Origin of the sequence: Catenulispora sp. GP43 (assembly GCF_041260665.1) — a bacterium.
Lineage (GTDB): Bacteria > Actinomycetota > Actinomycetes > Streptomycetales > Catenulisporaceae > Catenulispora.
In genome coordinates this window covers 254,612-268,591 of record NZ_JBGCCT010000010.1, presented here as the reverse complement: position 1 = coordinate 268,591, position 13,980 = coordinate 254,612, and the positions used below count along the sequence as shown (strand labels likewise).

Here is a 13,980-nt window from a genome sequence, read left to right as displayed (position 1 = left end):
AGGGCTTCCGTCATGCCCGTGGAATTCCTCGGGATCGCCGCGACCAGCGATTCCTCTGAGACCCGTTCGCGGTCCGGCCCGAGTTTCGACAAGGACTTCACCCTGCGCCTGGCTCGCGCCCACGAGGAGTGGGGTTGGGACCGGGTGCTGTTCGCCTACCATTCCGGCAGCCCCGACCCGGCCGCCGGCGCCGCGTACATCGCCGCCCGCACCGACACCCTGCAACTGCTGCTGGCGCACCGCCCGAACCTGTCCTACCCGACGTACGCGGCCAAGGTCTTCGCCACCATCGACCAGATCAGCGACGGCCGTGTCGCGGTGCACTTCATCACCGGCGGCAACGACGCCGAGCAGGGCCGCGAGGGCGACTTCCTGACCAAGGACGAGCGCTACGCCCGCACCCGGGAGTACATCGGCATCGTGAAGCAGGCCTGGACCTCGCACGAGCCGTTCAGCCACCAGGGCGCGCACTACGACTTCGCCGACTTCGTCAGCGACGTGTTCCCGGCCCAGCAGCCGCGTCCGGCCGTGTCGTTCGGCGGCTCGTCGCCGGCCGCCTATGAGGCCGGCGGGGCCGAGGCCGACATCTACTGCCTGTGGGGCGAGCCGCTGGAGCAGACCGCCGAGCAGATCGCGGCGGTGAAGGCCGCGGCGGCCGCGGCCGGGCGTACCGACGTGCCCCGGATCCAGGTCGCCTTCCGGCCGATCATCGCGCCGACCGAGGAACTGGCCTGGGAGAAGGCGCACCGCGTGGTCGAGCGCATCGAGCAGCGCAAGGCTGACGGTGGCCCGGACCAGCTCAAGCGCCGGCGGCTGCGCGGCCAGGCGCCGCAGAACACCGGGTCGCAGCGGTTGATCGAGATCGCCGAGCGCGGCGAGCGCTTCGACCGCGCGCTGTGGACCCGCACCGCCGCCGTCACCGGGGGAGCGGGCAACTCCAACGCGCTGGTCGGCACCCCCGAGACGGTCGCCCAGGCGCTGCTGGACTACTACGACCTCGGCGTCGAGATCCTGTCGGCCCGCGGCTACGACCTGCTCGGCGACGCGATCGACTTCGGGCGGTACGTGATCCCGGTCGTGCGCGAGGAGGTCGCCAAGCGCGACGCCGAACGCGCCGCCGAGCAGGAGGCCGAGCGAGAGGCTGGCCAGGCGGCCGCGACCGCGCAGGAGAATCAGGGCACGCAGGAGCATCAGGGCAGGCAAGAGAATCAGGGCACGCAGGAGCGGCAGCTCGAGGCGACCCGGTGAGCCCGGGGATCACCCGGGTCGGCGTCGTCGGCTCCGGCACCATGGGCTCCGGCATCGCCGAGCTGTTCGCCCTGCACGGTCTGGACGTCCGGCTGGCGGTCTCCCGGCCGTCCTCGCTGACCGCGGCGCCGGCGCGCATCGCCGCCTCCCTGGACCGCCGCGTGGCCAAGGGCAGACTCACGCCGCACGAGCGCGACGCGGCGCTGGCCGCCATCGCCGTCACCGCCGACCTCGGCGATCTGGCCGACCGCCAGTTGGTGGTGGAGGCCGTGGCCGAGGACGAGGGCATCAAGCAGAACGTCTTCTCCACGCTGGACAAGGTCGCCGGCCCCGACGCGATCCTGGCCTCGACCACCTCGGCGTTGTCCGTCACCCGGCTGGCCGGGGTGGTGGAGCATCCCGAGCGGGTGCTGGGCGTGCACTTCTTCAACCCGGTGGCGGTGATGGAGCTGGTCGAGCTGGTCCCGACCCTGCTGACCGCCGAGGCCGTGCGCGAGCGCGTCGAGGCCTTCGTGACCGGGCTGGGCAAGAAGCCGGTGACCGTCGCCGATCGCAGCGGCTTCGTCGTCAACGCCCTGCTGATCCCCTATCTGCTGGCCGCGATCCGGATGGTGGAGTCCGGGTACTCCTCGGCCGAGGCGGTCGACCAGGCCATGGAATCGGGTTGCGCGCACCCCATGGGCCCGCTCAAGCTCGCCGACTTCATCGGCCTGGACGTGGTCGCCGCCATCGCCGAGGCCCTGCATGCCGAGTCCCGCCAGCCGCTGCACGCCCCGCCGCCGCTGCTGTCCCGGATGGTCGAGTCGGGCATCCTCGGCCGCAAATCCGGGCGCGGTTTCCACTCCTATCTCTGAGGACTGCTTTCCATGCACACGTATATGAACATCAAGAAGCTCGCGAGCATCAGCGGGGATTTCTGGGACGTCACCGATCGCGCCGGCCTGTTCGGGCTCGTCGTCGCGGGCCTGGGCGAGGGCCGGCACCGCCGCGCCGACGACGGCCACGAGTTCGTGAACATGTCCTCCTACTCCTACCTCGGCCTGGACACCGATCCCCGGCTGGTCCAGGCCGCCGCCGACGCGGTGCTGTCCGAGGGGTCGCTGAACACCTCCACCTCCCGGATGCGGATCCGCTTCGCCGCCTTGGAGGACGCCGAACGGGCGCTGTCAGAGCACTTCGACGTGGAGGCGGTGACCACCGCCTCGTGTGCCGTCGCGGCCTGGGCCAGCCTGCCGCTGCTGGCCTCCGGACTGTTCACCGAGGACGTCCCGCCGGTGATGGTCTTCGACAAGAACGCGCACTTCTGCCTCAACGCACTGAAGGCCGCCGCCGCGGACGAGGCGCAGATCGTGACCATCGCGCACAATGACGTGGAGGCGCTCGAGCAGCTGTGCAAGGAACACCCCAAGGTCGCCTACGTCGCCGACGGCGTCTACAGCACTGGCGGCCAGGCGCCGGTCAAGGAACTGCTGCGGCTGCAGGAGAAGTACGGCCTGTTCCTGTACTTCGACGAGGCGCACGGCATCTCCACGCTCGGACAGCGGGGCCGGGGCCTGGTCCTGGAGGAGCTCGGCGGACGGATCACCGACCGCACCATCATCATCGCCTCGCTCAACAAGGGCTTCGGCGCCTCCGGCGGCGCGATATTCCTAGGCCCGCGGGGCTCGGACGAACGCAAGAACCTGGCGCTGCGCAACGGCCCGCTGATGTGGTCCCAGCGGGTCAACACCGCCGGGCTCGGGGCGATCAAGGCCTCGGTGGCGCTGCACGCGACCGAGGAGTTCGCCGGGCTGCAAAAGCGGCTCCAGGACAACATCGACCTGTTCGACGGCCTGGTCCAGACCGAGCAGAGCCGCGACGGGCTGCCGATCCGCTTCGTCGAGGTCGGCAAGGAGGACGCGACGGTCCAGCTCGCGCAGCGCCTGCTGGAGCAGGGCTTCTACGCCTCCCCGATCTTCTTCCCGATCATCGGCCGGGGCCGGGCCGGTCTGCGCCTGATGCTGCGCGCGAACATGACCCGCACCGAGATCGAGACCTTCGCCGGACTGCTGAAGGAACTGCGCGACGAGCTCGCGCCCAGCGGCGACGGGGCCGAGGCCGGGGACGTCCGCCGGTGACCACGATCCTGCGCTCCCGCCTCGACCCGCGCTCCGAGGGCTACTTACGCAACGTCCGGGACTTCGATGCCAAGCGCCGCGTGGTCGCCGAGGCCCGGACCTCGGCCATCGCCGGCGGCGACGCCCGGTCCCGGCAGCGGCACGCCGACCGCGGCAAACTCACCGCCCGCCAGCGGGTGGCCGGCCTGCTGGACGCCGGCACGCCCTTCCAGGAGATCGGCCAACTGGCCGGACACGGCGTCTACGAGCAGCCCGTGCCCTCGGCCGCCCTGGTGGCCGGCATCGGCGTGGTCGCCGGCCGGCCGGCGATGATCGTGGCCAACGACGCCACGGTCAAGGGCGGCACCTACTTCCCGCTCACCGTCCGCAAGCACCTGCGGGCCCAGGACATCGCGCGGGAGAACGGCCTGCCCTCGGTCTACCTGGTCGACTCCGGCGGGGTGTTCCTGCCGATGCAGCAGGACCTGTTCCCCGACGAGCACCACCTCGGGCGGATCTTCCGCAACATCGCCGAGATGTCGGCGCTGGGGCTGCCGCAGATCGCCGCGGTGATGGGGTCCTGCACGGCCGGCGGCGCCTACATCCCGGCCATGTGCGACGAGACGGTCATCGTGCGCGGCACCGGGACCGTGTTCCTGGGCGGGCCGCAGCTGGTGCGCGCCGCCACCGGCGAGGTGGTCGACGCCGAGACCCTGGGCGGCGCGGACCTGCACAGCCGCGTCACCGGCGTGGCCGACCACATCGCCGAGAACGACGAGCACGCCCTGGCGCTCGTGCGCGACATCGCCGCCCGGACCGCGGGCGGGCCCGTGCCCGCCCCGCCCGCCGTGCCCCGTCCGCCGCTGCACGACCCGGCCGAGCTGGCCGGTGTGGTCAGTGCCGGACTGCGCGAGCACATCCCGGCCCGGGAGATCCTGGCCCGGCTGCTCGACGGCAGCGAGTTCACCGAGTACCGCTCCCGGTTCGGGCCGACGATGGTGTGCGGGACCGGCCACATCGGCGGCTACCCGGTCGGCGTCCTGATCAACGACGGGGTGCTGTTCTCCGAGAGCGCGCAGAAGGCCACCAACTTCATCGAACTGTGCGCCCAGCGCGACATCCCGCTGGTGTTCCTGCACAACATCAACGGCTTCATGGTCGGTGCCGAGTACGAGGCCGGCGGCATCACCAAACACGGCGCCAAGCTGGTCAACGCCGTGTCCTGCGCCGCCGTGCCGAAGTTCAGCGTCGTGGTCGGCGGCAGTTACGGCGCCGGGAACTTCGCGATGTGCGGGCGCTCGATGGGCCCGTGGCAGATGGCGATGTGGCCGAGCGCGAAGTCCACGGTCGTCGGCGCCGAGCAGACCGCGACCGTCATGGCCCTGATCCGCTCGGACCAACTGGCCAAGGAAGGCAGGACCCTGAGTCCGGAGGAAGAGGAGGCGATCCGCAAGCCCATCATCGACGCCTACGAGGAGCAGGCGCAGCCGCTGTACTACGCGGCCCGGCTGTGGATCGACGCCATCATCGACCCGGGCCAGACCCGGGAGTGGCTGACGCTGTGCCTGGCCACCGCGGCCGGCGCGCCGCGGCGGCAGACCAGCTTCGGCGTTTTCCGGATGTGACGGGGAGACGGGGATGTTGAAACGAGTCCTGATAGCCAACCGCGGCGAGATCGCCCGGCGGATCGCCCGGACCTGTCGCCGGCTGGGCATCGAGTACGTGGCCGTGTACTCCGAGGCGGACCGCTTCGCCGCGCACCTGGACGGCGCGGTCGAGCAGGTGGAGATCGGCGGCGCCGCCGCGGCGGACAGCTACCTGAACATCGAGGCGGTCGTCGAGGCCGCGCTGCGCACCGACTGCGACGCCGTCCACCCCGGCTACGGCTTCCTGTCGGAGAACCCGCGCCTGGCCGAGGCCGTGGCCCAAGCCGGTCTGGTCTTCGTCGGCCCCGGCGCCGAGACCATCGCCGCGATGGGGGACAAGGCGCGCGCCAGAACGCTGATGTCCCAGGCCGGCGTCCCGGTGCTCCCGGGATCCTCTCAGGCCACTGATTCCGTGGCGGTTCTGGCCGAGGAGGCCGAGCGCATCGGTTTCCCCGTCATCCTCAAGCCCGTCGCCGGGGGAGGAGGCAAGGGGATGGCGGTCGTCGCCGACGCCTCCGCGTTACCCGAGGCGGTCGAGCAGGCGGTGCGGATCGGCCGCAGCGCGTTCGGCGACGGACGGCTGCTCGTCGAGCGTTATGTGGCCCGGCCGCGGCACATCGAGGTGCAGGTGTTCGGCGACAGCCACGGGAACGTCGTCCACCTGCACGAGCGCGAGTGCTCGTTGCAGCGGCGCCACCAGAAGATCGTCGAGGAGGCGCCCGCCGCCGGGCTCGCCGCCGGTGTGCGCGAGGCGCTGTTGGCGACCGCGGTCCGCGGTGCCGAGGCGATCGGCTACGTCAACGCCGGGACGTTCGAGTTCATCCTCGACGGCGAGGACTTCTACTTCCTGGAGGTCAACACCCGCCTGCAGGTCGAGCATCCGGTGACCGAGGAGGTCACCGGCGTCGATCTCGTGGAATGGCAGCTGCGGGTCGCCGGCGGTGAGCCGCTGCCGCTGGTCCAGCCGCAGATCACGGTCAGCGGGCACGCCGTCGAGGCCCGCGTGTACGCCGAAGACCCCGAGGCCGGGTTCAGGCCCGCGTCGGGATCGGCCGCCGCCGTCCGGTGGCCCGGGGGAGTGCGGGTCGAAGCAGCGTTCGACGACACTCCGGAGGGCCCGCAGGCCGGGGCGCACGGGACCGCGACCGTCCCGCCGTTCTACGACCCCATGATCGCCAAGCTGGTCGCGCACGGAACGAACCGCGACGCGGCGCTGCGGCAGCTCACCGGCGCGATCGAGCAGACCAGCCTGGCCGGGCTGACGACCAACCTGGGCTTCCTGGCCGGGCTGCTGGCCGAGCCCGAGGTCCTCGCCGGCCGGCTCGACACCCACCTGGTGGACGACCTCGTGGCCGGGTCCGCCCACCGGGGCTGCACCCGGCTGGCGGTGGCGTGCGCGGCCGCGATGGACGTCCCGGTGCCGGATTCGCCGTGGACCGGCTCGATCGGCGCCTTCGGCCGCGCGGATCTGGACCCGGACGCCCCGCTGGGCCGGATCGTCGTGCGCGGCGACGACCGCGAATGGCAGGGGCGGCTGGCCGGCGCGTCCGCGGACCTGGCGCGGGTGACCGTGGACGGCCAGACGCTGCGGGTCCGGACCCGCGGTCGCGGACACCTGTTCCACGGCACCGTGGACGACATCCCCTGGACCGGGCTGCGCACCGCCGACGGCTACGACATCACCGTCGGCGGCTATCGCAAAGCCCTGACTCTCCCGTCCTTCGCCGAGGACGGCGCGCGCGGCTCCGACGGCGCCGTGCGCATCGACATGCCCGGCACCGTGGTCGCCGTACCCGGCGCGGCCGGCGACCCGGTCCAGGCCGGGGACGTCCTGGTGGTCGTGGAGTCGATGAAGTTGGAGAACCGCGTCCTGGCCCCGTTCGCCGGCGTGCCCGACATCCGGTGCGCCGTCGGCGACGTGGTGGCGGCCGGCCAGGTCCTGGCGCTCATGAAAACCCCCACAGCGGAAGGTGTGAAGTGAAGAACCTGCTATTCGTCGGCGGTGCGCGTCCGGTACCGATCAGCACGGTCATGGCCGAGCAGGCCCTGGCCCAGGCGCGGGCCCGGGGGATCCGCACGCACGTCGTGAACCGGCCCGACGCGCTGGCCGGCACCCCGACCGTCAGCGCCGCCGCCGACGCGGTCTCGGCGGTCGACTTCGTGCCCCCGGAGCTGGTCGTGGCCTGGGCCCGGTCCCGGGCTCGCGAGGGCGAACGGTTCGACGCCGTGTTCGCGCTTCAGGAGATGGCGCAGGTCGCCGTCGCCGAGGTGGCCCGGGCGCTGGGGGCGCCGGGCAACGAGCCCGAAGCCGTGCGCCGGATCCGGACCAAGGACCTGTGCCGCGCGGCGCTGGCCGAAGCGGGCTTCGCGCAGCCGGCGGTGCGGCTGTGCGCTGACGCGCAGGCGGCAGCCGATTTCCTGGAGCAGTCCTCGCAGTCCTCGCAGTCCTCGCAGGCCTCGAAGCCGGGGCCCTGGGTCGTCAAGCCCCGCGACGCGATGGGGAGCATCGGGGTCAGCCTGGTGCGCGAGGCCGCCGACCTGCCCGGCGCGATCGAAGCGCTGCCGGACGACGCCCCGTTCCTGATCGAGGAGTTCGTCGAGGGCCCCGAGTTCAGCGTCGAAGGGGTCTTCCTCGGCGGCGAGCCCCGGATCCTGGCCGTCACCGCCAAGGAGAAGGCGCCGCCGCCGTTCTTCGTCGAGGTCGGGCACGTGCTGCCGGCCGAGATCTCCGAGACCGACCACGACCGGATCCGGGACCGGGTGGTCGCGGCCCTGTCCACGCTGGGCCTGCGCGCCGGCGCCTTCCACGTCGAGCTCTGGCTCACCGCCGACGGCCCGGTGCTCGGCGAGGTGCACGGCCGCTTCGGCGGCGACTGGATCCACACCATGCTGCAACACGCGATCCCGGACCTGGAGGTCTTCGGGCTCGTCTTCGAGGACCTGCTGGGCCTGCCCGGCACGCACACCTCCCTGACCCCCACCCGCGGCGCCGCCGTCCGTTACCTGGTTCCGCCGCCGGGCCGGGTGACCGCGATCGAAGGGTGGGAGGAGGTGCTGGCGCATCCCGCCCTCCTGCACGCCCAACTGCTGGTCGCCCCCGGCGACATCATCAAGCCCCTGCGGCAGTCCTCCGACCGGGCCGGTTTCGTGGTCGTCGGCGCGGACGACCCGGCCCTGGCCCGCAAACTGGCGGCCGAACTCGTGGACTCGGTGCGCTTCGTGGTGCAGGACGCGCCGGCCGACCGCCTGCCGGGGCTGTGGTCGCTCACATGAGACTTCCCAGACTTCCCAGACTCCCTGTCCCAGAGTCCGGGCCGCGGCGGGTGCTCGCGGTCGCGACCGCGGTGAACATGACCGGCTACGGCGTCTACCTGACCGCGAGCGTGCTGTACTTCACCCGCGCGATGGGGCTGGCCGCATCCCGGGTCGGCATCGGGCTGACTGTGGCCGGCGCCGTGGCGCTGGCCGCCGGGGTCCCGGTGGGGCACCTCGCCGACCGGCGCGGCGCGCGCGGGTCCTACGCACTCACGCTGACGGCCGCGGCGCTGGCGATGGCGGGGCTGTGCCTGACCCGCGGCTTCTGGCCGTTCCTGGTCTTCGCCTCGGTCGCGGCCGTCGCCCAGAGCACGGGCCCGGCCGCCCGCGGCCCGCTGGTGAAGCACTACGGCGGGGAGCGCCCGGCGGAGTACCGCGCGTATCTGCGTGCGGTGACGAACATCGGCATCGCCCTCGGCGCGGTCCTGGCCGGCTTCGGCATCCAGATCGGCACCCGTCGCGCGTATCTGGTGCTGCTCGCGGTGAGCGCGGCGTGCAGCGCGGTCGCGGCGGGTGTCGTGATGCTGCTGCCGGCCCTGCCGCCGGAGCCGGCCGGCCGGGGCCGCCGGTGGATCGCGCTGCGCGACCGGCCGTACCTGGCCCTGACGCTCCTGGACGGCGTGATGGCGATCCAGTTCCGGGTCCTGACCGCGGCGATCCCGCTGTGGCTGCTCAGCCGCACCCACGCGCCGCGCTGGTCGGTCTCGGCGGTGATGCTGGTGAACACCGCGATCGTGGTCGTGTTCCAGGTCCGGGCCAGCCGGAGCATCGACACCCCGAAGGCCGGCGGCCTGGCCTTCCGGCGCTCCGGATTCGCCTTCCTGGCCTCCTGCGCGATCTTCTCGACCTTGTCGGGCCTGCCGGGCTGGCTGGTGGTCACGCTGGTCCTGGCCGGCGTCGTCGTCCACACCGTCGGCGAGATCTGGCAGTCGGCCGGCGGCTTCGAGCTCTCCTTCGCCCTCGCGCCGAGCCACGCGGTGGGCCAGTACCAGGGGTTGTTCGGCATGGGCATGGGCCTCGGCGTGACGATCGGCCCCGGGCTGCTGATCGGGCTGTGCATCGACTGGGGCGCGCCGGGCTGGTGGGCGGTCGGCGCGATGTTCGCCGTCACGGGCCTGGCGGTGCCGGCGGTCGTGAGGTGGTCCGAGCGGCGGCTGGCCGTGCCGGTCCGGCAGCCGGGGTTGGTCGACCGCTGACCGGCCCGGTCGTGACAGGGGCCGGCGGTGGTGCGGGCAACCGGGCAGGCGACCTCAGCCACAGTGCGACCGCGCCGGCCCCCGGCACGGCGATCGCCGTGTGGAAGGCCGGCTGCCCAATTCCAGCAGGATCCCGCAGACCACCATCGCCGAGCCGCACAGTTGGCGCGCGCCGAACGACTCGCCGGCGACGAGCGCGCCCAGCAGTACGCCCATCACCGGATTCAACAGCCCGAGCAGCCCCACCGTCGCCGCCGGCAGGTGACGCAGGCCGCCGAACCACAGCGCGAACGCCAAAGCGGTGGCGACGAACGTCGAATACCCGAACCCCAGTGCCGCCGCGCCGCCGAGTGTCGGCGGTCCGCCCTCCACGGTTATCGCTATGGGAAGCAGCATCAGGCCGCCCGCGGTGAGTTGCCACGCGGTCAGGGACAAGGCATCCGCGCCGCCGCGCCAGCGGGCCGACAGCACATACCCGACCGACGAGACGAGCATGGCCGCCGCCGATGCCGCGACTCCTCGCACGCTGATCGCGCTGCCGCCGCCGATCATGACTACCACGCCCGCCAGTCCGACGAGGGCTCCGACCAGGTGCCTGCGGTGTGGACGCTGCCCGGCCAGCGTCCAGGCGATCAGCAGCATCGCGAGCGGCGAGGCGGCCATGATGCTGGAGGCGACGCTGGTGGGCAGGAGTTCGGAGGCGATGTAGAGCAAGACGAAGAACGTCGTCGTGTTCAGCAGCGCCAGGACCGCCGAGCGCCACCACCACGCCCCGCTCGGCAGCCGTCGGGTGAGGCCGAGCAGGACCAGGCCGGCCGGCAGCGCGCGCAGGGCCGCGCCCCACAGCGGGCGATCGGCCGGCAGCAGGGAGCGCGTGACGTAGTAGTTGGCTCCCCAGGCCAGCGGTGCGACCGCGGTGAGGGCGATCCATCGAGGTGTAGCTTCCACGGAAGAGATATTAGCTTCCATGGAAGTTATTGCGATAGGCTCGTCGTATGCGGGAGCAGAGACAGTCATCGGAAGACCGCGTGGCGCAGATCCAGGAAGAATGGCGCCGCGAGCGGCCCGACCTCGACGTCTCGCCGCAAGCCGTGATCGGCCGCCTGCACCGCCTGGCCGCCCGCCTGACCGCGGAGCTCACCCTGGTCTACGAACGCTACGGCCTCGGCGAGGGCGAGTTCGACGTCCTGGCGGCCCTGCGCCGCGCCGGCGACCCTTTCGAACGCGCCCCGGGCGAACTGGCCGCCCACACCATGGTCACGACCGGCGCCATGACCAAACGCATCGACCGTCTCGAACAAGCCGGCCTCGTCACCCGCCGGCGCGCCGACAGCGACGGCCGAGGCCGCGTCGTCGCTCTCACCGATGCCGGCCGCCGCTTGATCGATGAGGCCTTCACCGCCCACATGCGCAACGAACATCGCCTTCTGGCGGTCCTCACTCCCGACGAATCCGGCGCCCTGGCGACGCTGCTCGGTGCGTGGCATGAGCGGCTGGACGCGGTGGGGGAGGAGCCGGAGGGCGTGCCAGGCGCGGCGCAGGCGTAGAGGAGTCCTACTCCCGCCTGCTCAGGTCGCGGAACGCACTTCGGTGAAACACCAAAGGCGTCACGTCGGGGTCGGCCCCGATGTCGTGGACGCGGAGCACGAGGATCTCGTGGTCCCCGGCTGGATACTGGGCCTCCAGCGAGCATTCGATCCAGGCACTGGCTCTCTCGATGAACACCGCCCCGTCGGCTGAGCTGCGGAAGTCCAGGTCGGCGAACCGGTCGCCGGACCGGGACGCCAGGCGCAGGCACGCCTGTTCGTGCTCGGCCGCCAGGATGCTGATGCCCAGCCTCGGCCGGCTTCGCAGGATCGGCCAGGTGGAGGACTTCAGATCCGCGCACACTGAGACGAGCGCGGGTTCCAGCGAGACCGACGTGAAGGAGTTGGCGGCCAAGCCCACCGGTGCGCCGTCGACGAGGGCCGCCACCGCGGTCACGCCGGTCGGGAACGAGGCGAACATGGTCCGCAGCTCTTTGGGTGTCGGGGCGGCGGGCGCGGCTGCGGTGGTCGCGACTTCGGCGGTTGCGGGGACCGGAACTGCTATCGGGCTCGGCGCGGACGGGGCCGCGATCTGGGCGTGGACGGTCACGATGGCTCCTTGTCGGCGTCTCATTCTCCAGGTCACCCATAGACATGGTGCTTTTTATGCGCGACCGTGTGCGGGACGGTGACCGGCGAACAGACAGGTGGGGAACGATGCGGCTGGAAGCGCTGTGCTGCGGTGAGCTGCGCGAACAGGTGCGCTGCTCGGCCGGGCGAGCGAGCGGCGCCGGGGCCGGGCGTCCGGTGCCGCGGACGCCGAGAAGGGGTGTGGAGCAAAGGATACCTTCAGGAGTCTATTTTGCTAGAGTCCCTCGGTGTCAACCCTGCGACGCCCGGTGTGCCCAGCATCCGGACGTCGTCCCCGAATCCCCGCGAGGACCGGTGCCCATGCGTGTCTCGGCCCGAACCGACTACGCCGTCCGCGTGCTGATCGAGCTCGCGGCGGCCGATTCCCGACCGGTCACCTGTGAGGCCGTCGCCGAGTCGCAGCAGATCCCGTACCGCTTCCTGAAGTCCGTCGTGCGCGATCTGCGCCTGGCCGGCCTGGTCCGCAGCCAGCGCGGCTGCGAGGGCGGCTACTGGATCGGCCGGGACGCCGCCTCGATCACGCTGGCCGACGTCGTGCGCGCCGTCGACAGCGAACTGCTCACCGTGAACGACGTGCCGCCGGCCGATGTCGCCTATCCCGCTCCGGCTTCGGGCCTGGGCCTGTTCTGGCTCGCGCTGGGCGCGCGGATCGAGGACGTCTTCGGCGCGGTCAGCATCGCCGACCTGTTGGACCAGACCGCTCACGCGGCTCTGGGCGCCGTCGCCCTGAGTTCGTGACAGAACCCGTGAGGAGCACGACATGACCGACCACTGGCACGCGCCGCTGCGCCACATCAAGGCCGCCGACCTGTCCGGGGACACGCGCCAGACCTCCGGGATGACCCGGCTGGAGGCGGTGTCCGGCAAGACGGTCGGCGCCGAGAAGGTGTGGATGGGGCAGACGCACGTCGCGCCGGCCACCAACTCCGGCGACCATCACCACGGCGCGGCCGAGACGGCCATCTACGTGGTGTCCGGCAATCCGGTGTTCGTGTTCGCCGAAGGCGAGGAGGAGATCAGGCTCGAGACCGGTCCTGGCGACTACGTCTTCGTGCCTCCCTACGTCCCGCACCGCGAGGAGAACCCGGGTGCTGAGGAAGCGGTGGTCGTGATCGCCCGCAGCAGCCAGGAGGCGATCGTGGTCAACCTGCCGAGCCTGTGGGCCGAGGTCCAGACATGACAGCGCTCCCGGAGCTGCGGGTGGTGGAGTTCACCGATCCGGCCTGCCCTTGGGCCTGGGGCTCGGAGCCGAAGTTCCGCCGCCTGCGCGCCGAGCTCGGACCGCGGGTCCGGTGGCGCCGCGTCTTCGGGATCCTGTTCGACGACGGCGAGCCGCCGGCGCCGGACCCGGCTGCCGAGGCCGCCTGGTATCTGGACGAGCTGCGGGAGATCGCGACCCACACCGGTGCCCCGGTCCCGGAGCGCCTGGCCCGGGTCAGCGCCAGCAGCTGGCCGGCCTCGCTGGCCGCCAAGGCCGCCGAGGCGCAGGGCCCGGACACGGCCGAGGCCGTGCTGTGGCGACTGCGGGAGACGACGTTCGTCGGCGGCGAGCCCGCGGACACCCCCGTTCGGGTCCTGGAGGCGCTCCGCGGGCTGCCCGGCCTCGACATCGATCGGCTGGCCGCCGACGCCGCCTCGCCGCGGATCCGCGCGGCCGTGCGCGAGGACTGGGCCGAGACCCGCTCGCCGTGTCCTGAGGTGCTGGAGCTGGACGCGCCCGGCAGGCATCCGGGCCGGGCCAAAGCGTTGGGCGAGGACCCCGAGGACGGCTACCGGTACGCCCTGCCCACGCTGGTGTTCCTGGGCCCCGCCGGCCGCGCCGTGGTGCCCGGGTGGCGGCCGGAGTCAGAGTACTTCGACGCGGTGCGCGCGGTGGCGCCCGGGCTCGCCCCGGAGCTCTCCTCCCCGCGTCTCGGCGGATAAGACACCTCCATGTATCAATTGACAGACCTGCGAGTTCCCGCCACGATGAGCTTCATGACTCGCATCCACCCCGGCGTGGTCTGCCGCTACGTCGACTTCCGGCGTACCTCCAGCGCCCTGTGTTGCGCCAGCGCCTGCCGCTGAGTCTCCTGGCGAGCCTCAGCCTCGCCGCCCGGCCGGTCTCCCCAGTACCGAACTCCGCCGAACCCGCCTGAAGCCGAACCGGATCGCCGCGTGCCGGCGCGATCCCGGTCAGGCTCGGCGTCGTGACGACCCGCCAGGTCGCCCGATCCCACTGTGCCCCGAACTTCCACAGAGTGCTGTCGCCTTCCCGCTTTCCGCGCAGGCGCATGGCACCTCGTTGTCGCACCCGAAGACT

General features: G+C 72.2%; 13 protein-coding genes. 11 read left to right on the top strand and 2 right to left on the bottom strand.

Features of this window, described 5'->3' with window-relative positions:
* Positions 1-12: 12 nt before the first annotated feature.
* Genes ABH926_RS22435 through ABH926_RS22405 form a run of 7 tightly spaced genes read left to right on the top strand, consistent with a single transcriptional unit; the run spans position 13 to position 9,501 of the window.
* On the top strand, positions 13-1,248 hold the full coding sequence (locus tag ABH926_RS22435; RefSeq protein WP_370367662.1) for an LLM class flavin-dependent oxidoreductase: 1,236 nt from the start codon (positions 13-15) through the stop codon (positions 1,246-1,248).
* A complete protein-coding gene (locus tag ABH926_RS22430; RefSeq protein WP_370367661.1) occupies positions 1,245-2,102 on the top strand; it encodes a 3-hydroxybutyryl-CoA dehydrogenase in 858 nt (285 codons plus the stop codon). The genes ABH926_RS22435 and ABH926_RS22430 overlap by 4 nt, the downstream gene beginning before the upstream one ends.
* Positions 2,103-2,114: 12 nt before the next feature.
* Complete coding sequence (locus ABH926_RS22425) at positions 2,115-3,365, top strand: aminotransferase class I/II-fold pyridoxal phosphate-dependent enzyme (protein ID WP_370367660.1); 1,251 nt, start codon at positions 2,115-2,117, stop codon at positions 3,363-3,365.
* Positions 3,362-4,969 (top strand): carboxyl transferase domain-containing protein, encoded by a 1,608-nt coding sequence (locus ABH926_RS22420; RefSeq protein WP_370367659.1) that lies wholly within the window; start codon positions 3,362-3,364, stop codon positions 4,967-4,969. Before ABH926_RS22425 ends, ABH926_RS22420 begins: the two co-directional genes overlap by 4 nt.
* Before the next feature lie 13 nt (positions 4,970-4,982).
* Positions 4,983-6,971, top strand: coding sequence for a biotin carboxylase N-terminal domain-containing protein (locus ABH926_RS22415; protein ID WP_370367658.1), 1,989 nt, complete (start codon positions 4,983-4,985; stop codon positions 6,969-6,971).
* Positions 6,968-8,263: an ATP-grasp domain-containing protein gene (locus ABH926_RS22410; RefSeq protein ID WP_370367657.1), complete on the top strand. Its 1,296-nt coding sequence runs from the start codon at positions 6,968-6,970 to the stop codon at positions 8,261-8,263. Before ABH926_RS22415 ends, ABH926_RS22410 begins: the two co-directional genes overlap by 4 nt.
* The gene (locus ABH926_RS22405) at positions 8,260-9,501 is read left to right on the top strand and encodes an MFS transporter (protein ID WP_370367656.1); all 1,242 of its coding nucleotides are present in this window, start codon (positions 8,260-8,262) and stop codon (positions 9,499-9,501) included. Before ABH926_RS22410 ends, ABH926_RS22405 begins: the two co-directional genes overlap by 4 nt.
* A gap of 54 nt (positions 9,502-9,555) precedes the next feature.
* Here the strand turns inward: ABH926_RS22405 and ABH926_RS22400 are convergent, their stop codons facing one another.
* Positions 9,556-10,449, bottom strand: a complete 894-nt coding sequence (locus tag ABH926_RS22400; RefSeq protein WP_370367655.1) for a DMT family transporter — start codon at positions 10,447-10,449, stop codon at positions 9,556-9,558.
* Positions 10,450-10,496: 47 nt separating this feature from the next.
* Between ABH926_RS22400 and ABH926_RS22395 the strand changes: the two genes are divergently transcribed.
* The gene (locus ABH926_RS22395) at positions 10,497-11,048 is read left to right on the top strand and encodes a MarR family winged helix-turn-helix transcriptional regulator (protein WP_370367654.1); all 552 of its coding nucleotides are present in this window, start codon (positions 10,497-10,499) and stop codon (positions 11,046-11,048) included.
* Positions 11,049-11,055: 7 nt separating this feature from the next.
* Here the strand turns inward: ABH926_RS22395 and ABH926_RS22390 are convergent, their stop codons facing one another.
* Positions 11,056-11,637: a flavin reductase family protein gene (locus tag ABH926_RS22390; RefSeq protein WP_370367653.1), complete on the bottom strand. Its 582-nt coding sequence runs from the start codon at positions 11,635-11,637 to the stop codon at positions 11,056-11,058.
* Positions 11,638-11,978: 341 nt separating this feature from the next.
* Between ABH926_RS22390 and ABH926_RS22385 the strand changes: the two genes are divergently transcribed.
* Genes ABH926_RS22385 through ABH926_RS22375 form a run of 3 tightly spaced genes read left to right on the top strand, consistent with a single transcriptional unit; the run spans position 11,979 to position 13,601 of the window.
* On the top strand, positions 11,979-12,416 hold the full coding sequence (locus tag ABH926_RS22385; RefSeq protein ID WP_370367652.1) for an Rrf2 family transcriptional regulator: 438 nt from the start codon (positions 11,979-11,981) through the stop codon (positions 12,414-12,416).
* A 22-nt stretch (positions 12,417-12,438) separates the two neighbouring features.
* The gene (locus tag ABH926_RS22380) at positions 12,439-12,858 is read left to right on the top strand and encodes a cupin domain-containing protein (protein ID WP_370367651.1); all 420 of its coding nucleotides are present in this window, start codon (positions 12,439-12,441) and stop codon (positions 12,856-12,858) included.
* Positions 12,855-13,601, top strand: coding sequence for a DsbA family protein (locus tag ABH926_RS22375; RefSeq protein ID WP_370367650.1), 747 nt, complete (start codon positions 12,855-12,857; stop codon positions 13,599-13,601). Before ABH926_RS22380 ends, ABH926_RS22375 begins: the two co-directional genes overlap by 4 nt.
* Positions 13,602-13,980: the final 379 nt, after the last annotated feature.

What these genes read in the sequence shown, in the direction of transcription:
- ABH926_RS22395 (WP_370367654.1), top strand. Translation starts at nt 10,497, where the DNA reads ATGCGGGAGCAGAGACAGTCATCGGAAGACCGCGTGGCGCAGATCCAG.
- ABH926_RS22375 (WP_370367650.1), top strand. Translation starts at nt 12,855, where the DNA reads ATGACAGCGCTCCCGGAGCTGCGGGTGGTGGAGTTCACCGATCCGGCC.
- ABH926_RS22425 (WP_370367660.1), top strand. Translation starts at nt 2,115, where the DNA reads ATGCACACGTATATGAACATCAAGAAGCTCGCGAGCATCAGCGGGGAT.
- ABH926_RS22385 (WP_370367652.1), top strand. Translation starts at nt 11,979, where the DNA reads ATGCGTGTCTCGGCCCGAACCGACTACGCCGTCCGCGTGCTGATCGAG.
- ABH926_RS22435 (WP_370367662.1), top strand. Translation starts at nt 13, where the DNA reads ATGCCCGTGGAATTCCTCGGGATCGCCGCGACCAGCGATTCCTCTGAG.
- ABH926_RS22415 (WP_370367658.1), top strand. Translation starts at nt 4,983, where the DNA reads ATGTTGAAACGAGTCCTGATAGCCAACCGCGGCGAGATCGCCCGGCGG.
- ABH926_RS22380 (WP_370367651.1), top strand. Translation starts at nt 12,439, where the DNA reads ATGACCGACCACTGGCACGCGCCGCTGCGCCACATCAAGGCCGCCGAC.
- ABH926_RS22405 (WP_370367656.1), top strand. Translation starts at nt 8,260, where the DNA reads ATGAGACTTCCCAGACTTCCCAGACTCCCTGTCCCAGAGTCCGGGCCG.